Source organism: Shewanella chilikensis, assembly GCF_002836945.1.
GTDB lineage: Bacteria > Pseudomonadota > Gammaproteobacteria > Enterobacterales > Shewanellaceae > Shewanella > Shewanella chilikensis.
Window position 1 is genome coordinate 1 of the sequence record NZ_NIJM01000048.1, and the last position, 22737, is coordinate 22737.

At 51.8% G+C, this 22737-nt stretch carries 20 protein-coding genes and 1 pseudogene; 18 read left to right on the forward strand and 3 right to left on the reverse strand.

Going from position 1 to position 22737, the window contains the following annotated elements; translation table 11 throughout:
* Positions 1–384, reverse strand: a pseudogene (locus CX651_RS15570) (hypothetical protein); the annotation flags it as partial.
* Between the two features lie 271 nt (positions 385–655).
* On the opposite strand from CX651_RS15570, the gene CX651_RS15575 reads away from it, so the two are divergent.
* The 5 genes from CX651_RS15575 (at position 656) to CX651_RS15595 (ending at position 5377) form a co-directional block, all read left to right on the forward strand.
* Entirely contained in the window at positions 656–1015 is a 360-nt protein-coding gene (locus CX651_RS15575) for a DsrE/DsrF/TusD sulfur relay family protein (RefSeq protein ID WP_025011924.1), read from the forward strand.
* A 139-nt stretch (positions 1016–1154) separates the two neighbouring features.
* Positions 1155–1541, forward strand: coding sequence for a nitrous oxide-stimulated promoter family protein (locus CX651_RS15580; protein ID WP_101056781.1), 387 nt, complete (start codon positions 1155–1157; stop codon positions 1539–1541).
* A 58-nt stretch (positions 1542–1599) separates the two neighbouring features.
* Complete coding sequence (locus tag CX651_RS15585; RefSeq protein WP_101056782.1) at positions 1600–2457, forward strand: hypothetical protein; 858 nt, start codon at positions 1600–1602, stop codon at positions 2455–2457.
* Positions 2458–2525: 68 nt separating this feature from the next.
* On the forward strand, positions 2526–4586 hold the full coding sequence (locus tag CX651_RS15590; protein WP_101056783.1) for a S9 family peptidase: 2061 nt from the start codon (positions 2526–2528) through the stop codon (positions 4584–4586).
* 212 nt (positions 4587–4798) lie between these two features.
* Positions 4799–5377, forward strand: coding sequence for a lipid-binding SYLF domain-containing protein (locus tag CX651_RS15595; RefSeq protein WP_101056784.1), 579 nt, complete (start codon positions 4799–4801; stop codon positions 5375–5377).
* Between the two features lie 49 nt (positions 5378–5426).
* Here CX651_RS15595 and CX651_RS15600 read toward each other — a convergent pair whose 3' ends face one another.
* Positions 5427–5996 (reverse strand): hypothetical protein, encoded by a 570-nt coding sequence (locus CX651_RS15600; protein ID WP_229839800.1) that lies wholly within the window; start codon positions 5994–5996, stop codon positions 5427–5429.
* A 335-nt stretch (positions 5997–6331) separates the two neighbouring features.
* Here CX651_RS15600 and CX651_RS15605 point away from each other — a divergent pair, with 335 nt between their 5' ends.
* The 9 genes from CX651_RS15605 to CX651_RS15640 all read left to right on the forward strand — a co-directional run bounded on the left by CX651_RS15605 (position 6332) and on the right by CX651_RS15640 (position 16567).
* A complete protein-coding gene (locus tag CX651_RS15605; RefSeq protein WP_101056785.1) occupies positions 6332–7294 on the forward strand; it encodes a LysR family transcriptional regulator in 963 nt (320 codons plus the stop codon).
* 33 nt (positions 7295–7327) lie between these two features.
* Positions 7328–7495 carry a hypothetical protein gene (locus tag CX651_RS20010; RefSeq protein ID WP_162835837.1) on the forward strand — a complete coding sequence of 56 codons (168 nt, stop codon included), beginning with the start codon at positions 7328–7330 and terminating at the stop codon, positions 7493–7495.
* 9 nt (positions 7496–7504) lie between these two features.
* A complete protein-coding gene (locus CX651_RS15610) occupies positions 7505–8947 on the forward strand; it encodes a disulfide bond formation protein B (RefSeq protein ID WP_101056786.1) in 1443 nt (480 codons plus the stop codon).
* A gap of 118 nt (positions 8948–9065) precedes the next feature.
* Positions 9066–11267 carry a molybdopterin-dependent oxidoreductase gene (locus tag CX651_RS15615; protein WP_101056787.1) on the forward strand — a complete coding sequence of 734 codons (2202 nt, stop codon included), beginning with the start codon at positions 9066–9068 and terminating at the stop codon, positions 11265–11267.
* 11 nt (positions 11268–11278) lie between these two features.
* Positions 11279–11827, forward strand: a complete 549-nt coding sequence (locus CX651_RS15620) for a 4Fe-4S dicluster domain-containing protein (RefSeq protein WP_039035838.1) — start codon at positions 11279–11281, stop codon at positions 11825–11827.
* Complete coding sequence (locus tag CX651_RS15625) at positions 11824–12447, forward strand: TorD/DmsD family molecular chaperone (RefSeq protein ID WP_101056788.1); 624 nt, start codon at positions 11824–11826, stop codon at positions 12445–12447. Before CX651_RS15620 ends, CX651_RS15625 begins: the two co-directional genes overlap by 4 nt.
* A gap of 18 nt (positions 12448–12465) precedes the next feature.
* The gene (locus tag CX651_RS15630; RefSeq protein ID WP_101056789.1) at positions 12466–13431 is read left to right on the forward strand and encodes a formate dehydrogenase subunit gamma; all 966 of its coding nucleotides are present in this window, start codon (positions 12466–12468) and stop codon (positions 13429–13431) included.
* A gap of 103 nt (positions 13432–13534) precedes the next feature.
* Positions 13535–14593: a porin gene (locus CX651_RS15635; RefSeq protein ID WP_101056790.1), complete on the forward strand. Its 1059-nt coding sequence runs from the start codon at positions 13535–13537 to the stop codon at positions 14591–14593.
* Between the two features lie 75 nt (positions 14594–14668).
* Positions 14669–16567, forward strand: coding sequence for a methyl-accepting chemotaxis protein (locus CX651_RS15640; protein ID WP_101056791.1), 1899 nt, complete (start codon positions 14669–14671; stop codon positions 16565–16567).
* Between the two features lie 104 nt (positions 16568–16671).
* On the opposite strand, the gene CX651_RS15645 is transcribed toward CX651_RS15640, so the two are convergent.
* A complete protein-coding gene (locus CX651_RS15645) occupies positions 16672–16998 on the reverse strand; it encodes a YkvA family protein (protein WP_039035843.1) in 327 nt (108 codons plus the stop codon).
* Between the two features lie 441 nt (positions 16999–17439).
* Between CX651_RS15645 and speFL the strand changes: the two genes are divergently transcribed.
* From speFL to CX651_RS15665, 4 genes are all read left to right on the forward strand, one after another.
* The gene (gene speFL / locus CX651_RS20380; protein ID WP_353735539.1) at positions 17440–17538 is read left to right on the forward strand and encodes a leader peptide SpeFL; all 99 of its coding nucleotides are present in this window, start codon (positions 17440–17442) and stop codon (positions 17536–17538) included.
* A 269-nt stretch (positions 17539–17807) separates the two neighbouring features.
* Positions 17808–19973 carry an ornithine decarboxylase SpeF gene (speF, locus tag CX651_RS15655; protein ID WP_101056792.1) on the forward strand — a complete coding sequence of 722 codons (2166 nt, stop codon included), beginning with the start codon at positions 17808–17810 and terminating at the stop codon, positions 19971–19973.
* Between the two features lie 58 nt (positions 19974–20031).
* Positions 20032–21351: a putrescine-ornithine antiporter gene (gene potE / locus CX651_RS15660; protein ID WP_101056793.1), complete on the forward strand. Its 1320-nt coding sequence runs from the start codon at positions 20032–20034 to the stop codon at positions 21349–21351.
* 76 nt (positions 21352–21427) lie between these two features.
* Entirely contained in the window at positions 21428–22582 is a 1155-nt protein-coding gene (locus CX651_RS15665; RefSeq protein WP_101056794.1) for a porin, read from the forward strand.
* Positions 22583–22737: the final 155 nt, after the last annotated feature.

Here is a 22737-nt window from a genome sequence, read left to right on the forward strand (position 1 = left end):
CTCTGGCTCTGGCTCTGGCTCTGGCTCTGGCTCTGGCTCTGGCTCTGGCTCTGGCAGGACAGTCTCGACCTCGGCGCGGCCGACTTCCACCTCTGACGCACTGTTTTCGGTTTGAGAATCAAGCTCAGGCGACTCGGTAACCACTTGCTCAGCCGACGGCTGAGATTCAGCTTGCTCTTTCGTTTCGGCAAAATCCAAATCGACACTCTGGTGCCCCTCCTGAGTCTCGCTTGCTGTCTCGGCCTGTGGCGCCTGAGGCATGGCTGAAGCCCTATCTTTGAGCTTGAGCGCCTCATCACGCTCCTCTTTTGCCAGACGCTGCGCTCTGTTGTAGAGGAAAATACCCGCTGCGACCAACAAGACTATGACCAGGATTTTAAACATCTTCGTCCACCATTTTTTGAGTGCCGGGCCAACTGACAGCCCTGTTTTGTGGTAATGGCAATCTGCCAAAGCCACCCTTCTCTGCACAGAGTTTAACCGATATTAATAGAGTATCGTCTTAGTATAAATCAAGTATTTATGCTTTTTCTTCCCGGTTTGAGACGCATTTTGCGAGTGAAACTCGGTCTGTGAAGCTCAATCTGCCATTAACAACGCCAAAACTGATACACTCTATGAGTTTTGATCCCAAGAATGGCAAACAAGGATTCAGATGCAAAAGTTACTGATAGTGGCGCATGCCAGCCCTTATGGCACAGAAAAGTTATTCAACACTTTGCGTATTGCCCTGGCGTTGAAAGACCAGGAGCAAACCGAAGTGGAACTCAAGTTATTCCTGATGTCAGACGCTGTCTTTGGAGCAGTAAAAGGCCAGAATACGCCGGATCTCAGCTACAACCTGCAGCAGATGTTCGAAATTCTTACCGCCCAAGGCGTCCCTCTACTGCTGTGCAAGACCTGTGTTGAGGCCCGCGGCGTAGTGGCCGACATGTTGCTGGATGGCGCTGCCATTGGCACGCTCGGCGATTTGAGCCGCTGGACCCTGGAAGCCGATAAAGTTATCCACATCTAGAGTAAACCTGCACTTTAACCTTGAGTGCGCATAAAGCTTCATTTTGTGCGCACCTTCATAATTCCTGCCACTGACTTTGAACCAGCCCCCTTCTCAGGACTAAGATAACCATAGTTGAGTCATTTACTAAGGTAAGGCTATGGAACTGCTGCAAGGAAAACTGCTGACCGAATTCCGCACTGTTTCTGCCATGGTGTGGATCTACTGCCGTGACCATCATCCCAGAAGCGACGATGGCAGCCTCTGTCCCGACTGTCAGGCCTTGATGGAATATGCCCATACCCGTCTCGACCGCTGCCCCTACGGTGAAAGCAAGCCCACCTGCAATAAATGTCCGGTACACTGCTACAAACCTGAACCCAAAGAGCAGATGCGTCAGGTAATGCGTTATGCCGGCCCAAGAATGCTGTTGAGCCATCCCATACTGGCTCTGCGCCACCTCTGGTGCGAACGCAAAGCCGCGCCGGGCAAGCCACCGAAAGACGCCTCAAACCGCCATAAACGCATGCAGAACAGCAGAAACTAACTATTTTTTTGTTGCGCCCCTCAAGTGGCTGAGATAAGAATGTCGTTAAGGGGGTCAGATGACTGCATTCAGCGACATTTTTACCCAAGCTTACTGGTGGCTATCGCTACTTGGAGGCCTGCATTGCCTGGTGTTATCCATCTACGCACGTTTTGTCTATCAGGACAGCCATAACCAACGTCTGCTACTCGCCGGTATCTTTGCCTTGATGGCGCTCTATTTCTTTACCGGCCTGTTCAACCACGATAATACTCCGGCGCCTATCCATCTACTGTTTCTGTTATTGCTGCCGTTGTACTTCCTGTTAATGCCGGCTCTGTACCAATACCTGAAGCAGCAACTCAGGCCGACTATAGATGCAAAGTTGCCGCTCAAGCATCTGTTGCCATCCATACTTGCCATGTGTCTGGTAATGTTGTTGTGGCTATTCAATCCCAGCCTGGTCACAGGTGTGGCCTTACTGGGGTACCACCCCAGCCTGAGTTGGGGTTCATTGCTATTACCGCTGTTGCTGTTACTGCAAACCACCCTGTATCTGGTATTGGTGTTACAGTTGATGCAGCACTACTACCATACGCTGGATCAACAGGAAAATCGGCTGCGACAACTACGCAACAACGGGCTGCTGGTGCTGACTCTGGCGCTGATTCTGAACTGGCTGGTTCGTAATATTGCCGTACTCTTGACTCTGTTTCTCGGCGATCAATTTTCGGTTGTGGCGCAGGCAATCCCGAGGCTGGCGCTGCTGCTGACCCTCTATCTGCTGGCCATCTACGGCCTCAATCAGCTCACCCGTGCCGCCTATCTGCGTGGACGCGAATCCCGTCCCCAGGGCACCTCTGTACCCAAACAGCCGCTCGATAAAGAGGAGCTGGATTTTCTCAATGAGATACTGCGCGAAAAAAAAGATAAGTAACATCGCCCAGGTTGTGGCCTTTACGTTAATCTAATGCGGCTTTTAATAACAAAAACAAAGGAACAGAGATGGGATTGCCTAACAGCTACAGCCTGCTGGCCCTATGCTTTATCGGTATGGGAACCCAGGCCTTGGCCGCAGAGCGGCAACATAAAATAACCAACCAGGACTTTTTCGAGATAGCCAACATGGGCCAGGTCGCTCTCAGCCCGGACGCCAAAATGGCTGCCTGGTTGGAGTCACGCTGGGACAAAAATCTGGATAAGGCTCAGAAAGACATCTGGCTGGTCGACAGCAAGAGCCGCCAAAGCAAACGCCTGACCTTCAGCAACGAGAGTGAAAGCGCTATCAGTTGGAGTCCCGATGGCCAATATATCTACTTCCTCAGCAGTCGCGGCGATGCCAAGCAGCCGGCCCCATTCAACGCCAAGCCACAGATTTATCGCCTTGCGATTCAGGGCGGCGAAGCCGTTCCCGTTACCCAGGAGGCCGGTGGCGTCAAGAGTTACCAACTGAGTGACGATGGCAGTCAGCTCTATTTTCTGACCCATAAAACCCTGACAGATAAAGATCCCTGGGCCGATATGCGAGCCGCTCACCAAGGCCCTGAGTATGCTCATGGCAGCCGCGATACCAACCCCCTTTACCGCCTGGATCTGCAGCATTTTCGCAAACAGTTGCTGCTGGATGATGACAAGGTGGTTTGGGAATTCAGCGTCAGCCAAGATGGCAATAAACTGGCACGGATCACCACAGAAGACAATGAGTTGGTCAATCTGGAAGGTGGGTCCCAGGTAGAAGTCCTCGATATCAAAAACGCCACCAATCAGATTCTGGCCGACCAGCGTTGGCGTGAACAGGCGCCCTCTCCCTACGGCTGGTTGCTGGGGTTGAGCTGGGCAGAGGACAACCTCCGCCTCGCCTTCAGAATCGACTTCGACGGCCATCCCGGCAATCTGTTTATCAGTGATACCAGTAAACCCGAACAGGCACCTTTGAGTGTTAAACGCCAGGGCGCTATGACACTCAGTGGCGGCGACATCCAATGGCGTCCGGGTAGCGAAGATATCTGCTATCGCGGTGCCGATCACGCACTGGTGCGCCTCTACTGCACCGAAATCAATGATCTGAAACAAGGCAACACCCGAACCCTGCTACAGAATGATACCGTCATCGGCAGCTACAGTTTCAGTCACAACGGCAAGCAACTGGCGTTCAGCCATAACGGCCTGGATCACTTCTACGATCTGTTTATCGCCAACGCCGAGAAGCGCAAAGCACCGGCCAAACGCCTGACCCACATCAATCCGCAAACCGATTCCTGGCTGCTGCCACAGCTGAGCATAGTCAAGTGGCAAGCCGCCGATGGCACACAAGTTGAAGGCATACTGGAATTACCACCCGGCTATCGCAAAGCCGATGGCCCGCTGCCGCTTGTCGTGCAAATTCACGGCGGCCCCACTGCCGCCACCCCATTTGCACTGCAACACAGATCCTATGGCCGTGCCACTTTTGCCGCCAACGGCTGGGCCTTGTTGTCGCCCAACTACCGCGGCTCTACCGGCTATGGCGACAAGTTCCTCACTGACCTGGTGGGCCATGAACACGCGATTGAGGTAAACGACATCATGGCCGGCGTGGACAAACTCATTGCCGAAGGCCTGGTCGATGCCGACAAGTTAGCTGTCATGGGCTGGAGCAACGGCGGCTATCTGACCAATGCACTTATCGCCAGCAGCGACAGATTCAAGGCCGCCAGTTCTGGGGCCGGAGTATTCGATCAACGTCTGCAATGGATGCTGGAGGATACGCCCGGACATGTGGTCAACTTTATGCAAGGCTTACCATGGGAAAAACCCGAGGCCTATACCCATGGATCTTCGTTGACACAGGCAGACAAGATAAAGACCCCGACACTTATCCATATTGGAGAGAAAGACGCCAGGGTGCCTTTGGGCCATGCCCAAGGGTTGTACCGCGCCCTCAAACATTACCTGAATGTGCCGGTGGAGCTAATAACCTACCCGGGAGAAGGCCATGGTTTGAGCCACTATAAGCACAGGCAAGCCAAGATGGACTGGGATCAGGCCTGGTTTGAACATTATGTTCTCGGCAAACCCTTATCTTAGTACTTGAACGGAGCCGGGTTAACTGAACTCTGGTTAGCTGAACTCTAGTTAACTGAACTTTGGCTGACATTCACTCCAAAAAGCGCCATTGCCGGCGCTTTTTTAGTCTACCCCTCTGTATTTTTGCTGTCGGACAAGTAAGCTCAAGAGTAGCCAAAGGTATCCAGTCCCCATTGACCGGGAGCCCAAGACTCTCAATTTGGAGGTTCATTATGAAAACTATTTCAAATACCCTATTTACCCTCGTTGCTCTGGTAGGCAGCCTGCTACTGGCCCCGACAGCCAGCGCCAATGACAGCTACAGCAGCGCCATAGCCACCTTCAAACAAGCCAGCGAAACCCATAAATTCTTCGATTCAGCCTATGGTTATGCAATTTTCCCTACCATAGGGAAAGGGGGACTTGGTATAGGAGCTGCCTATGGTAAGGGGCGCGTCTATCGCGGTGGTGCCTATACAGGTGACTCGAGCATGACTCAGGTTTCCATTGGCTTCCAAATCGGCGGTCAAGCCTACAGTGAGATTATTTTCTTCAAGGATGCACAGGCCTACCGTGACTTTACCAGTGGCAGCTTTGAGTTCGGCGCCCAGGCTTCCGCCGTGGCCATCAATGCCGGTGCCAATGCTCAGGCCGGTACCACAGGTAACTCGGCCGGTGCCGGTCAGGCTGGCGGCAGTCAGGCTGCCAAGGCTGCCTATATCAACGGCATGGCGGTATTTACCGCAGCCAAAGGTGGCCTCATGGTAGAAGCCGCGCTGGCCGGGCAGTCATTTACCTTCGAAGCACAATAAGTCCATGGACGAGGCGTCCCCGGGCCGCCTCGTCCATTAGCCCGTTTTATTAATGTCCCCATGGTGCCGGTGGCGGCGTCACTTCATTACTCAAATTGAATTGCAACAGAAAGTCTCGATTTTCCCGGGTCAGGCGATAGCTGAAGTTTTGCTGATCCAACCCCAAGTGCCAAACATTGGTGACCGACTGGGCCAAACCATGCTGTTTAAAGTTGGCAATGGAAAATTCATCGACCGGAAAAAACTGCCAGAACTCGGTTCCCGGACTGCGACTGTCACCACCATATTGAGTCACAGCATCTTCGCTACCATCCTGATGACGATGATCATGCTTGAGCCGGAGGCCATCGGCCGTTTTACTGATCACCCAAGTACGGGATCTGTCCTCACCCACATGCAGCGGAATATGGATCTCAGTTTCTGAGCATTGACGAACATGCATCACCAGCGGCTTGCCAGTGAAACCATCACCGGCACTGCCCCCCTTAATCAACTCACCACTATAGGCCTTGCCGCACAAACCAGATAAATGGTCAAAAAACTGCTCGGCAGCGGTCAATTCCTGCCCCTGTACCGACGTTGTCAACAACAAAGCTGCCATCATTCCCAATCGTTTCATTATTCTTGTTCCTTCTTGACTAAATGAACAACTATAACGACGCAATTTGAAACCAAACTGAATCCCTACAACAAATCACCATAGTAAGCAAGTCACCAAGTCACAACGAATCAATTCCGAATATCTTTCACTATTTTACTTGAGTAAATTCACACCCTGAGAATAAAAACAGGCTATCGTTAATTTCACCTGCGGAAATAAGGTTTTTTCGCCTGACTAAATTTAGGAAGCAATTCATGTTTCAAATAATTAACTATTTCTCAATGTGATCTTAATCTTGGCAATAGCCTAACAATGAATTCATAGTAATGTCTCTGCAGAGCGGGGACAGTTGAATGAAAATTGACAGCCTTAATTACAACCAGTTAAAAGTTTTACTAGCTGTATATAAACATGGTCAAGGAAGCTTGGCAGCGGCTGAATTGGGCATATCCAGTTGTGCCGTCACTCGTACACTAAATGCACTACGTGATGTATTTATGGACTCTTTATTTGTCCGTAAATCAAACGGATTAATTCCTACACAAAAGACCGAAGAGTTAATCCCACATGCCAAATTATTAGTAGAGCAATATCAGCTGCTTGAAAGACAACACTCTGTATTTTCTCCCAGTCAATCCGGCGGTCATTTTGTTATCAGGGCCTATGATGAGTTTGTCTATGCTGTTCATAAAGTCATAAATAATTATATTCTTCCAGAAGCACCCAACTTACGGTTCGATATTCGTACACTCAGCCATGACTGCAGCAATGAGCTCATTGGTGGCGGCGTCGATTTCGTGGTGGTTTACGAAGGCTTCGATGACACCAGACTCAACTATGAAATCTTCTCTGAAACAGGTGACATCTACATCTTGGCCAGAAAAGACCACCCTGTGCTGGCTGAATCCATGTCATTGGAGCAGTTGTCCCACTATCCACTACTGGAAATCGACAACTACAACGATCTGACTTGTCCATTATTAGTAAATCTATGCCGGGACAACGGCCTACAAATGGATGTTGCCGGTTACACAGACAGTGTCGCCACCGCGATGCAAATCCTTGCCGAGTCAGACTATATCACTCTCAGTTGCAACCAATTTACCCGCAAATTTGTCGATATGTTACCTGCAGTCAGTTATCGAAGATTATCTGACAACATGATTGAAAATATAAAAGAAATTCGTAGCGAACATCGCACGGTAGGCAATTACATCCTTTATGGAAACATTAATAATTCCCCGGCTTTCAACTGGGTGAAATCAAAACTCGTTTATGGATTGGAACGAGAATGGCGTTTGGCTGCGGCCACATAAGAGATAAATCACAAGTGAAACAAGAGGTATCCAATGGAGTTCACATTATTTTGTATTACGGCCTATGCCGCTTATCTGGTTTATAAGAAACCAGAAAAAGAAAAACTGGCAGACAAACTTCTTTTCGGTTGTATCGGAATGAGTTTCTTTATTTGGATCATGATGTCCTGGGGCGTTTTACTTCCTGTCGGTAACTACTAAAGAGTCGTTATGAAAGAGCATATATTCAACAAGTTGGCATCCTTAGCTGCTATTGTCATCATGGCCTTACCTGTGGGTATTGCCTGTTTCTTTTTCGGATTTATCCTACTGGATAACCCTTGTGCATTTTGCTGGCAAGAACGTACAGCAATGATCTTGGTGGCGCTGACCGCTCTTTATATTGTGCGTTTTGGCCTCAAGCCCAAATATATTGCTGCACTGGTCTGGCTGGGTATCTATGGCGCCTTTATGGCATCAGTGCATACCTCCTTCAACCTGGCCAGCGATATCGGCCAAGGCTTCTCGCTGAAGATCATGGGCGCCCACACTTACACATGGGCACTGCTGGTCTTTATTGTGGTCCTTGTAGTTGTTGCTTTGCTGATGCTGACCCTGGGCAATAAATTCCCCAGTAATGCTTATGGTAACAAGCCGCTGAATTCACTACCCAAACTGGCATGCGGTATCTTCATGGTGGTTATTGCCGGCAACATAGTGCAAGCCTTTACCCAAACCGGCCCACTCCCCTTCGTCGGTCAGGATAGCCCAGGCCGCGTGTCCTTCAATCCCAAGTTCATGAGCTGGGAACTGGATCACTGGCCTACCTATGCTCCCAATGCCCGTGGTGCTTACGCCATCAGCAACCCGGACATGGATACCTGGAACAAGACGCCAGCATTGTTTGCCTCGGCTCCTGAAGCCAGATTACTGAGCCAGACAGCACTGCCTGAAGCGATTTCCGGCCGGGTAACCGCCATCGACTATCAGCCTGAGAGCCAGATCTATGCGCTGACCACTTCAGACAACTGGGTCTACATCCTGGATAACCAATTCAAACTGCTCACTCAGGCACAAATCGACGGCATGTATATGCTGCACATTGAAACCTTAAGCGGCGTTAGCTTTACCTCAGCCAACAGCCTGCTGGTAATGGGTTTCAACAAGGCCTGGGCCGAACTGGTTCTGGATCCTGCACAAAACTGGGAAATGAACTATCGCCGCTTCAACCAGAGCAGCGACGGCATTGGTGAAACCGCCCGTGGTCAGTTCAGCACTATCAGAGCCAAGACCAGCTATAGCCTGGCGCTGGGTTACAGCAAGGCGCTGGATCAATATGTGACTGTCACTACCCGCGATGAACTGAATGAAAACCTGGTGGTATCCCGTTTCGACAAGGGTGACATGACACTGTCTGCCGAAGCCAATTTCAAAGGACTGGAAGGCAAGGCGTTGCCACAACTGACAGGTATCAGCGTCGATGATGAGCAAGCCTGGCTGCTCAACACTGATGCCAGTGAAGTGCTGCAACTTAACCTGCTCACAGGCGAAGTCTACTCAGGCGTGAAACTGCCTGGTACTGACAACCCACAAGGCTTACTGGTTCGCGACGGTCAACTGCTGACTGTTAGCCAAATCAACGGCCGTAACCAACTGCAAACCTTTGTAATGTAACGCACCTTAGCTCCGGGGGAGTTTTCCCCCGGGGTAACGCCGGGAAACCGGCACAATAAAGGCCCTTGGGCCAACAATCATAACGGACTCAAGGTCCAAATTATGGTGAGTGATGACTATGAAAATCAATAGACGCACATTTCTACAGGGAGCCGGAGCCACAGCCGTGCTTTCGTCCCTGTCAGGGTTGACTCCCGGCGTAGCCAACGCCAAAGAGGCGGGAGCCAATTCAGGATTATTAGCCAAGCGCAATGGTAAAGTCGTGTACCATAGCTGTCTGCGTAACTGTGCTGCCCGCTGTCTGCTCAAGTTCCGAGTTCAGGATGGTCGAATGACTTACGTCACCGGCGCCGAGGAACAGGCCAAGACCGGTAAGGCTCCCTGCCTTAAAGGGCAAAGCTACGTGCAATACACCTATGCCCCCGACCGTATCCTGCACCCCATGGAGCGGGTCGGCAAGAAGGGTGAAGGCAAATGGCGCCGGATCACCTGGGACGAAGCCTACAGCAAGATTGCCAGCCGCTTTAAGCAGATCATCGATGAACATGGTTCTGAAGCAATTCTGCCCTACAGCTACTCAGGCAACTATGGTGCCATCGGCATGTCGGCCTCCGGCGAACGTTTCTGGAACCGTATCGGCTCCTCCATTTTGGAACGTAAAGTATGTACCTACGCCGCCTATGATGGTCTCAAGTCGCTCTACGGCACTTTCCTTGGCCCGGATCCTGAAGATGTAGTACTCAGTGACGTCTATTTGAACTGGGGACACGATGAAGTGGTCTCCAACACCATAGCTATTAAACTTATCAACGAAGCCAGGGATCGCGGTACCAAAATACTGGCGGTTAACCCACAGCGCACACCGCTATGTTCCCAGGCCGATATCTACCTGCAGCCTCGCCCCAGCACAGACGTACAACTGTGTGCCGGTATCATGAAGTATCTGGTAGAAAAAGATCTCGTTAATCATAAATTTATTGCCGAGCAGACCATAGGCTACGACGAGTTGCTCAAGCGCCTCGATGAAATCAGCTACGATGAAGTCGAAGCGATTACCGGAGTGCCCAGAGCCAAGATGTTCGAGTTCGCCCAGGTGCTGGGTGAAAACGAAAAGACCATGCTGCGTATGGGTTACGGTTTCCAACGTAACTTCAACGGTGGCCGTATGGCCCGCGCGGTTGCCATGCTGCTCGCGGTCACTGGCAACTTCGGTAAACGCGGTAACGGCCTTATCTATGACAACGTTCATGCGGGCGGTGGTTTGAACCAATATCAAGCCAGCGGCAAATATATGCGTCCGAATCCGGATGCCCAGCGGATCAATATGACTGAGCTGGCCAAGGCGTTGCACCCAACTAATCCCACCAGCCACGATAAGCCCAGTAAGCCTATCCACGGGATGATCATCTATAACGGTAACCCTGTGGTTGTCGCGCCAGATACCAATGCGGTCATCGAGGGAATGAAGCGCGAAGATCTGTTTGTTGTCGGTCACGACATGGTGATGACTGACTCACTGCAGTATTGCGACATCATAGTCCCGGCCGCCAGCCAGTTTGAAACCGATGATATTGTCGGTGACTACCATGGCTACTATGTACAGGTATGCCAGAAGGTGATTGAACCTCTGGGTGAATGTAAGTGTAACTGGACCTTCTTCCGCGAATTGGGTCAGGCTATGGGCTTTGAAGATCCTGCCTTCCAGGCCAGCAACGATGACATCATTCACGAGCTGCTGGATACAGATTCACCTTACTATAAAGGGGTGACTTATGACCGCTTGATGAAAGAGAAGTATATCAAGCTGGACATTCCTCAACCTGTATTAGCCGACGGTAAATATGAAACCCCAAGCGGCAAGATTGAGTTCAGTTCACAATTGATGGCCGATGCCGGTTTCCACCCAGTACTGGATTGGGGCCTGCCAGAGGATGAGATGGAGCCCAAAGAGCGCGAGTTGCCATTCCGCTTGCTATCTTCCGGGGTACCACAGCGGGTTAACAGCTCCTTCTACAACGTGAAATATATCCGCGCCATCCCAGCCTACTACGTCAAAATCAACCCCAAAGATGCCCAGCAATACGGCATTGTCAACAACGACACTGTCAAACTCAGCAACCACAGAGGCGAAGCTAAATTTGTTGCCATGGTCACCACAGGTGTGCCAGAGGGCTCACTGATGACCCCTAAGTGTAACTGGCTCAGACTCAACCCCAACGGCACTGATGGCTGCACCAACTCGTTGACCACAGATAAATTGACCGATATGGGCGGTTGCTCGGCCTACCACTCAACCCGCGTGGCACTGGCCAAAGCCTGAAGGAGATCCTCATGGAAAATAAACATCAACTCGGATTCGTCTTCAGACAGGAAAACTGTGTCGGCTGCCAGGCCTGCACCATAGCCTGCCAGATCCACAACGAACTGCCGGAAGACGTGCGCTTTCGCAAGGTAGACCGTTACGAAGTCAAACGTAACGACGGCATGGTAGACGTGTGGCTCAGTCACTCCTGCATGCATTGCGGTAACCCGGCTTGTCTCATGGTGTGTCCGTCTCAAGCCTATACAGTGCGTGACGATGGCCTGGTGGTACTGGATCGCGAGAAGTGTACCGGTTGCGGCCTGTGTGTCAGCGCCTGTCCTTATGATGCGGTAGTCATGCTGAAAACCGATGGTAAGGCTGCCAAGTGCAACATGTGTATTGAGCTTATCGATCAGGGACTCAAGCCCGCCTGTGTCGACGGTTGTCCGGTCAAGTGTCTGGATACCGACAGAATACAGCAGGTATTGGCCCAGAAACCTTCTGCCAGCAAGCAAGGCGTAGGTTACGGCGACTGCATCACCAAGCCCAATATGGTCATCATCAAGGAGCGACCATGACACACCTCGACCTCGGTCCGGTCGCCAACGGCTATCAGGCCTTGAAGGGGATGCTGTTTACCCCTTCGAGCCCTGAGTCGCTCAAACGACTTATCGACTGGCTGGAGCTGGAGCAGCGTTATCCAGAGCTGCTTCAGGAAGCCAAACAATGGCAATCAGAGCCACTGGAACTTGAGTGTGATTTCAACCGTATGTGTATCGGCCCCACCAAATTGCTGGTGCCACCCTATGAATCTGTCTACCGCGATGTCGGTCGACAGCTGAATACGGACCGTACCATGAAAGTCGCTGACTTCTATCAACAACTGGGACTGGTGATAGATACCAGCTTCAACGAACCGGCAGACTACATAGGCAATGAGCTGGAATTTCTGTTTTGTGCTGAGGCCCTGCGCCATCAGCAACAAAGCGAAGATCCGGCCGCGGCCGAAGAGCTGGAACAGTTGGCGCAAGTCTTCCTCGAGCAACATATTGGCACTTGGTATCAGACGTTTACTGAAGGGATCTGCCAACATGCACGGCTGGATTTCTGGCGTTGCTATGCCCAGGTGCTGGAAGACTTCCTCACTTCCAGACTGAAGAATTCCGGGGTCGAGACTCCGACTGCAAAGCATCATTAAGATGTTTAAGGATTTGACATGAAAAGTTTGAATGCCTTTATCTCAGGTGCTGTGGCCTTAGTATTCAGCTTACCGCTGCTGGCCGCGGACACTCTGACACCCGAGCCACAACAATGGCAACCGATACAGGAAGTGGCCATTCAGGGCGATATCCCCGAACTCAGAGGCATGCCAGAACATGCCCAGTTCCCGGATGCACTGCCGCCAGTCAATCAAGGGTATCTTGATACTCTGGCGCCGGCCTCCTGGTGGGCCGACCTCCTGAGCTACAGCTTCTTTGGCATGATAGTGCTGCTGGCACTATTCGTGGCCATTAATGGCAAAGCCAAGCTGAGTCAGGGCTTTTCCGGCAAAAAAATCGACCGCTGGAGTGGCATGGATGTGCTGGTGCACTGGGTCGGCGCTATCGCCTGTCTACTGCTGATCATCACAGGCCTTATCATGGTTGCCGGCCGCTTCTGGCTGGAGCCCAACATGGGCGCCTCCCACTGGACCGGCTTTATCGGCACTTCGGTCGCCCTGCACGACCTGATGGCCTTCCCCTTCATCTTGGGATGGGCGGTCATGGTGGTCAAATGGGCTGGTAAGCAACTGCCGGAAGCCTGTGATATCGGCTGGCTCAAAGTGGTTGGCGGTTACCTGAACTTCGGCTCCTTCAAGGGCAAGCATCCTGATGCCGGTTTTGCCAACGCAGGTGAAAAACTCTGGTTCTGGTGTTTCGCCTTGTTCGGTGCCCTGATGGTCGGCTCGGGTCTGGTGCTCATGTTCCCAAGCCTGGTGGCCACCAAAGACGGTGCCAATCTGGCATTGATCCTCCACCTTGTCAGCGCCTTCGTGCTCGGCGCCTTTACCGTAGTACATATCTATATGGCCACAGTGATCTCTGAAGGCGGTATGGAATGTATGCTCAGCGGCAAGTGCGACGAAAACTGGGCGAAGCAACACCACAACCTCTGGTACAAAAGCCTCTCAAAAGGTAAATAACTCCCACGCCCTCCTCCAGCTCCCGGGGGAGGGCATCCCAAATCTATGATAGCCGCGGCCCTGACGGGTCGGGGATCCTTATACCCAAATGAGGGACAAACAGATGAGAACATCTACCCTGTGTTTACTCGGTTGTACCCTGCCGCTGACAGCAATGGCAGCAGACAATGGCAGCAACAACGATTGGCAAGAGCTCGATCAGCGTCTAAAGCGTCTGGAACAGCAACAAGTCAGCTCCAGTGCCCAAAACACCAGCTTCAGCCTCTATGGTTCACTGCGCCCTACCCTGGTTTACAGCGACAGTGACATCACAGATGAATGGGATGTGGGTGATGCCCTGTCCCGTATCGGCGTCAAGGGTCGCACCGAATTTGCCCCTGGTTGGGCATTGCTGGCTCAAGGTGAATGGAAAATCAATCTCAATGGTGATGGCAGCTTCGGCGATGCCCGGCTGGCATTTGCCGGGGTGGATTCCCCCTATGGTCAGCTCAGCTTCGGCCGCCAACGGCCGGTGCAATACACCCTGGTTGCCGAATATACAGACATATTCAACAACGCCAACAGCCCGTTTGCCTACAACCAGGAAAGCCCCTTCTTCGCCGACAATCTGGCGCTGTATCAGTTCAAACTGCAGCACTTTACCCTGATGGCCTCGGCACGCTTCGATGGTGAGGGCGATAACAGCGGCGCCGATGCAATCAACGCCGGTCTGGGATTTGACTGGCAGGGCTTGCATTTGGGGGTCAGCTATCTGGAACAGGACAATTTCGAAGGTGAGCTGAAAACCGGCAAAGATAAGACCAGCGCCGCCGCTGTGGCCTACAGCTTCGACAACGGCATCTATCTGGCGCTCGCCTACCAGTACAAGGACTATCAATTGACAGGCAGCGAAGACAGGGACGGCAGCACCCTGGACGCCGCACTGGCGATTCCCCTGTCGCAGGACTACAAACTCAAGCTGGGCTACTTCCGTTTCGATGATGGACTGGAGTCCGATATCAGCCTGGATTATCAGGGTTTCAACACCACCCTGGAATGGAATCCTGCCAGCAATGTGCGCTTGCACCTTGAATATCTGCAGCAAGACAACGAACAACGCGCCACCGACAAGAGCATTGCCTTCGGCATTCGCTACGACTTCGATCTGAATTGGAAAGGCTAACCCTAACCAGACGCCCTCCAGAAGAGGCCGACTCCGGCCTCTTCTATTCAGCGCATATCATGGAGTTAGCAACAAATGGGATTTAAGAAATCACTCGTGGCCTCTATGGTCACTTTAGTCGTCCTTAGCCTGTTGATCTCAAACTGGCTCTCCTATATCCAAATCAAAGAGGCCACCATCGCCGGGGTCAACGACAAACTCACAAGCGTTACCCGCAATGAGTCCGCCAAAGTCGCCACCTGGTTTGGCGCCAAAGCCCAGGCAATGGAGCAACTGGCCCGGCACTACCACCAAGGGAGCTATCGGGACAGCTACGCCAGCACGGCGCGCCTCACCACAGATCTCACCGGGGTTGCCCGCATCTACTTCGGCTTCGATGACGGCAGCGCCTATTCCACAGAAACCAGCGATAAGTGGTTTAACGGCAAAGCGATTCCGGGGAAATACGACCCCAGAACACGCCCCTGGTATCAACAAGGGAAGGCCACCAACCAGCTCGATGTCACCGATATCTATACCGATGATGGCACCGGCAACAAGGTGATCTCCATCTTGAAAAACTTGGGCAATGGCGTGGTTCTGGGCGACATAGAACTCACCTATCTTCATAAGGTGGTTAGCGCGATAGATTATCCGGGGGCGGTGGCCCTGATCACGGATCAGACAGGTAAAGTGCTGGCTTCGGAGTCTCCCAAATTGGTTACCGGCAGCCACTTTACCGATTTTGGCCTCCCCCAGGTGGAGCAGAAGCTGCTTGGCAATGATGAGATGATGCAAGAATATAATATCGATGGCATTGATAAGCTCGCCTTCTCGAAAGCAATTCCTTTGGTCAACGGCAAACAGTGGTATCTGTTCATCAGCGTGGATAAGTCGAGCGCCTATGCTGTTGTGGATCAGGCGCTGAGAAACGCTGTCATCTCTTCTGCCATCATGTTGCTATGTGCCATCACCATCTTGCTCGGGGTACTTTCTCTGCTTTATCGCCCTATCTTGTCTCTCAAGGAGATGGTCACCGAGTTGTCGAAAGGCAATGGCGATCTCACCAAACGGCTCGAGATACAGAGCCAAGATGATCTGGGGCAAATTTCCCAGGGGATCAATCAGTTTATCGCTAACCTGCAAGCCATGATGCAGGAAGTCATGCAGGCCTCGACACACATCTCAGGCGGTGTTGAACGGCTCAACACAGAAACCGAGACCAATCGCCAGATATTGTCGGCGCACACCAAAGAAACGGAACAGATTGTCGCGGCGGTGGAAGAGATGAGCGCCACGGCCAACGATGTCGCCCAAAATGGCAGCACAACCGCTTCCTTTACTCAGTTGACCAACAAACAGGCTCTGGCATCCAAACAAGTGGTTGCCGAGGCGACCGAAACTGTCAATCGCCTGGTCAGGGAAGTCGAGGATACTGCAGAGCAGATAGGTCAAATCGACCGGGATACTACCAATATCACTCAAGTGTTGAAGGTCATCGGTGATATCGCGGATCAGACCAACCTACTGGCGCTCAACGCAGCCATTGAGGCGGCGCGAGCCGGTGAGCAGGGACGAGGATTCGCCGTGGTGGCCGATGAAGTCAGAGCTCTGGCGGCGCGCACCCAGGACAGCACCGCAGAAATTGAGGTGACGCTGAACAATCTCAGAGAGGCATCCAATAGTGCGATCCACTCGATGGAGAAAACCAAACAGACCTGCCTGGAAACGGCCAAAACCACAGAGAGAGTCGCCACAGATCTCGATACCATAGGCGGGTCGGTCAATCAGATTAACGACCTCAATACCCAGATAGCCACCGCCGCCGAAGAGCAAAGCTCGGTCTCAGCGGAGATTACCCGTAACATGAGCGCTATCTGCGAAATGGCCAACGAGCTGGCTCGCAGCGGTGAAGCCAGCCGTAACGAAACCGTCAATCTGGCCACCGCCAACCAACAGCTGGAACAGATTGTGGGGCAATTTAAACTCAGTTAAACCAGTAGATCACGGGGGCTTTCACCCGAAGCCCCCTTTCCCAACGGCAACTGAGACAAACCCTTAAACAAGGTTTAGTATAAAACCGGCTTAAGAGTACTCGCTTAGTCAAACCAACGCTTCAGCGTCTGATCGGCTTCCTGTTTCACCTCGGCGTTCACATAAAGACTCACCATGGCAAGTGCCGCCGCCAAAGCACCGAGATCATCACTGAAACCCACTAACGGGGTCAGATCCGGAATGGCATCCAAAGGAGTAATAAAATAGGCCAAGGCACCAAATATCGCGGCTTTGGCCCATTTTGGGGTATCTGGCCTTTGGGCTGCATAGTATAACCAAAGCGCCTTCTGGACGACTTCCCGACCTGCCTGCTTGGCGTAATCCTTGAGCTTGGCCCAAAAACCACTGTCACTGTACTGCTCTTGTTCCATCTCACTCTCCACAACCAATAAAAAGGACAGTATTCAACCCTGACCTGGCTAACGTCAAGCATCACTCAAAAGAGTCATTATTGGAATAATCAACCCACTTATTTACCTTTGTGCAACAACCTTGGCTGGCCGAATATTAATTCGGTGAAATTAGATAAAAAGCCATGATTAATAGATCGTGCAACATAAATATTTAATCCAGATAATTACCATCCCATTAATTATCTACACCAAATATAACTATAAAGTGTAAATTTTTAATACAAGCTATTAAAAACAATAATTTTTTAAATAACTCAGATACACTTTTTAACAACTAATTAGAAGTATGACTTGGCTCATATTTTTATTTTTTGGCTAGATATAAACTCGCCATTAAGTTATCACCAGTGCTTTTCTCTAGACGTAACGGAGTTGTATATGAAGAGAAAGTCTAAAATCATGGCGCATATAAGGCGCACCCGACATATCATGATGCCGACCCATCGTGATTATTTTGACCACTCTTTCTTTTTCCCTGCAATAGCCCTCTCCAACTAATGGAGATAGGCTGCTCCGCGCATCCATCTCCTTAGTATCCCCAATACATACAATTAGTTGCTTTTACTCGGCCGGTAATATCCTGCACGCGTAACGGTAAGGCTTTCTTATACCTTTTCTCTGGCGAAGCATTCGTCATGGTATCTCTACGCCTTACATAAATATCGCTGCTTGAATATACCAGCCCAGGGCTGACTTTATCTAAATTTTAATATTGGAATTTATTTTCCGATACGAGCCCTGCTGACTTTTTTAAATAAGGTTATTTTATGAAATCATTAAAAATTGCAGCAAGTTTATCTGTTCGTTCTTGTTTTGATACTGAAAGAGAAGTTGTCAACGTATTAACTACCGATTTTTGCGATATTGGTGCCGTGGTTGTTTCAGTCACTGACGTTAATAACGGCATAGTCGACAAAATCAATAATACAGGCCTGAAGCTACCCATTTTCGTCGCCGTATGTTGTGAAGAAACCTTCCCGGATGATATCTGCTCTGCCATTACCGGCGTATTCGAGCTTTGCGCCAGCAGCAGTACCGCGTTTTACGGAAAACAGGTAGAAACTGCACTCAATAAATATGAGCAAGCGCTGCTGCCTCCTTTCTTCGGCACGCTGAAAAAGTATGTCGACATGGGTAACTCCACCTTTGCCTGCCCAGGACACCAAGGCGGCCAGTTCTTCCGCAAGCACCCGGTTGGTCGCCAGTTTTTTGATTTCTTTGGTGAAACAGTATTCCGCGCCGACATGTGTAACGCCGACGTCAGACTGGGCGACCTGCTGATCCACGAAGGCGCCCCCTGTGATGCCCAGAAGCATGCCGCCAAGGTATTCAATGCCGACAAGACTTACTTTGTCCTCAACGGTACTTCAGCCTCCAACAAGGTTGTGTGTAATGCGCTGCTGACCAAAGGCGATCTGGTACTGTTTGACCGCAATAACCATAAGTCAAACCACCACGGCGCGCTGATCCAGGCCGGTGCTACCCCGGTTTATCTGGAAACTGCCCGTAACCCCTTCGGCTTTATCGGCGGTATCGATGCCCATTGTTTCAGCGAAAACTATCTGCGCGAAGAAGTGCGCAAAGTTGACCCCAGCCGCGCCGATGCCAAGCGCCCCTTCCGTCTGGCGGTGATCCAGCTGGGTACCTACGACGGCACCATATATAACGCCCGTCAGGTCGTGGACAAGATAGGCCACCTGTGTGACTACATACTGTTTGACTCCGCCTGGGTGGGCTATGAGCAGTTTATCCCCATGATGAACGACTGCTCACCGCTGTTGCTGGAGCTGACTGAAGAAGATCCGGGGATCCTGGTGACCCAGTCGGTGCACAAACAGCAGGCCGGTTTCTCACAAACCTCGCAAATCCACAAGAAAGACAGCCATATCAAGGGCCAGGACAGATACTGCAACCATAAACGTTTCAACAACGCCTTTATGTTGCACGCCTCCACCAGCCCCTTCTATCCGCTGTTTGCCGCCCTGGATGTCAACGCCAAGATGCACGAAGGCGCCAGCGGCCGCTTCCTGTGGCGTGAAGCGGTGAAAGCCGGTATCGAAGCCCGTAAACTGCTGCTGAAAAAATGCAAATATATCAAGCCCTTCATTCCACCAATGATAGAAGGCACCCCATGGCAGGATCATGAGACCGAACAGATGGCCGATGACCTGCGCTTCTTCGAATTCGAACCCGGTCAGAAATGGCATGCCTTCGAGGGATACGAGAAAGGCCAATACTTCGTCGACCCTTGTAAGTTCCTGCTGACGACTCCGGGTATCGATGCCGAAACCGGCAAATACACCAACTTCGGTATTCCGGCGACGATTCTGGCCAACTTCCTGCGTGAAAATAACATCATTCCGGAGAAGTGTGACCTCAACTCGATTCTGTTCCTGATCACCCCGGCCGAAAACATGGCCAAGATGCAGCATCTGGTATCTCAGATTGCCCGCTTCGAGAAGCTGGTCGATGAAGATGCGCCGCTGTCTGAAGTGCTGCCCAATGTCTACAACGCCAACAAGGAACGCTATCAGGGTTACACCATACGTCAGCTGTGTCAGGAGATGCATGACCTCTATGTCAGTCATGATGTGAAACAGCTGCAAAAAGAGATGTTCCGTCAGGCCCACTTCCCCAAAGCCGTGATGAACCCACAGGAAGCCAACATAGAGTTTATCCGCGGCAATGTGGAGCTGGTGCCCCTGTCACAGGTGGAAGGTCGCATCGCGGCCGAAGGCGCCCTGCCTTACCCACCGGGAGTGCTCTGTGTGGTTCCCGGCGAGATCTGGGGCGGCGCGGTTCAACGTTACTTCCTCGCCCTGGAAGAAGGGATCAATCTGCTGCCGGGTTTCTCACCTGAGCTGCAGGGTGTGTATCTGGAACAAACCCCTGAAGGCCGGCAACAGGCCATGGGCTATGTCCTGAAAGCTTAACCATAAGCGGCGGGGCATGGCGCCCCGCCACCTGGCAACATGACTTAGGTAAATAATTATGAGCAAAGCAAATAATAAAATTGGCGTGGTTCAGTTAACCATACTCACCATAGTGAACATGATGGGCTCAGGTATCATTATGCTGCCAACCCAGCTGGCTCAGGTGGGAACGATTTCAATTCTGTCCTGGTTGGTGACAGCAGCAGGTTCAACGGCATTGGCCTACGCCTTCGCCAAGTGCGGTATGTTCAGCAAAAAATCCGGTGGTATGGGCGGTTATGCCGAGTACGCCTTCGGTCGCAGTGGCAACTTTATGGCCAACTATACCTACGCGGTATCTCTGTTGATCGCCAACGTGGCCATCGCGATTTCCGCCGTGGGTTATGGTGCCGTGCTGTTCGGTGTCGAACTCAGCCCCATAGCCATCTGTCTGTCCACCATAGGCGTGCTCTGGTTGGCCACTGTGGCCAACTTCGGTGGTGCCCGCATCACAGGTCAGGTATCCAGTATCACAGTGTGGGGGATCATCATTCCGGTTATCGGGGTATCCATCATAGGTTGGTACTGGTTCGACTTAGACCTGTACAAGGCAGCATGGAACCCCCACGACATGCCATTCTTCAAGGCTCTGGGTGGCTCAATCGCCATGACACTGTGGGCCTTCCTGGGATTGGAATCTGCCTGTGCCAACTCTGAAGCAGTAGAGAACCCAGAGAAAAACGTGCCTATCGCGGTAATGGGCGGCACCATAGGTGCAGCGGTTATCTACATCATCTCTACCAACGTGATCGCCGGTATTGTGCCCAACGGTGAGCTGGCGCTGTCCAACGCACCTTTCGGGCTGGCCTTTGCGCAAATGTTCAACCCTACTATCGGTTCCATCGTCATGGCCTGCGCCATCATCTCTTGTACCGGTTCCCTGCTGGGTTGGCAGTTCACCATCGCCCAGGTGTTCAAGTCATCTGCCGATGAAGGTTTCTTCCCTAAAGCCTTCTCCAAGGTGACCAAGAAAGACGCCCCGGTTGTCGGCATGCTGATCATCGTTTCGGTACAAACCGTACTGTCACTGATGACCATCAGCCCATCGCTGAGCAAACAGTTTGAGGCGCTGGTTAACCTGGCCGTGGTCACCAACATCATCCCTTACATCCTTTCCATGGCGGCTCTGGGTGTGATGCAAAAGCAATTGAATATCCCTGTAAAACAAGCCCGAATTGCCAACTTTATGGCCGTAATTGGTGCCCTGTACAGCTTCTATGCTCTCTATAGCTCAGGGGAAACCGCCGTGATGCTGGGGTCTATCGCCACCTTCTTCGGTTGGACCCTGTTCGGCGTCATCTCCAACAAAAATGCCAAACAGCAATTGAAACACGCTTAAGGCGTACGGGCGTGCACACCCCGGCGTGCGCGCCACCCAAAAGTTAAATCAATAACAATATTGGATGAGGTGGACTATGAACAAGACAATACTGGCGCTGGCAATCCCTGCGCTGCTGCTCTGCGGCTCAGCCCAGGCAATCGAGCTGTACAAGGATGACAGCAATAGCTTTGGCATCAGCGGCTGGCTGGGTTTCGCCGCCTACAATGATGGCCACGAGACCTCGGTAATTGACGACACGTCAAGAATACGTTTGAGCTTCGAGCGTAAAGAGCGCAACGGCTGGACCGCCTATGCCGTCACCGAATGGGGCATCAATATGGTCACCAGTGATGACAATCTGGTGCTACAGGGCGGCAGACTCGCCGCAGAGAAAACCGATGATTTCCTTAACAACCGCCTGGGTTATGTCGGTCTGTCCCACGATACCTGGGGTAGCCTGACCTTCGGGAAGCAGTGGGGCGCCTATTATGATGTGGCCGGTACTACAGACTTACCCAATGTCGTGGCCGGTTATGCCGTCGGCGCTTACACCTTCGGTGATGGTGGCCTGACGGGTACCGGACGCGCCGATGCCGCATTCCAATACCGCAATGACTTTGGCCCGCTGCATCTGGCACTGCAATACGCCGCCAAGCAAGATGGTGAGGTCTCGGTACAGGACAGCAACGGCGAACCACTGGCCAACTCTGAACTGGACTTTGATTCCAGCTACGGTGCCAGCCTGACCTACAGCGTCACCGACAAGTTCAAGCTGCTGGCCGGCTTCAACCGTGGTGATATCGACGGCCACCTGGAAGGCAGCGAACTCAAGGTGACCAACCAGATAATAGGCATAGGTGCCATGTATGGTGACTATTATCACTATGCGCCCAACCGTGAAGCCAGCGGTTTGTATGTGGGTTTCAACGCCCACAAGAGTGACAACAACGAACTGGTTGGCGGTGAACTGTACGACGCCACCGGCGCCGAGCTGATGCTAGCCTACCAATACGACAACGGCTTTGTGCCCATTGCCATGCTGAGCTACCTGGATCTGGATACAGATCAGCACAGTGCCATTCAAGGGAACTGGCGTCGCCAATTTGCCATGCTGGGTCTGCACTACAGATACAGCAAAGACACTGTGATGTTCTTTGAGGCCAAGCTGGACTTCAGCGACATGGATGACCCGGCCGAAGATGCCGCCCAGGACAATAACTTCGCCGTGGGGATCAACTACTTCTTTTAACTGAACTTCTATAGCGGCACACTCCCGCTCCATTGCTGGCAACCTCCTTTTGCCAGGCACGCTCGGCCACCCTGCCCACTTCCTTCCAGGGTGGTCTTTTTTTACTTAAAACCGAAAAGTTTGGCGGGAGATATGCCCCCCAGGCTCCACTCAAA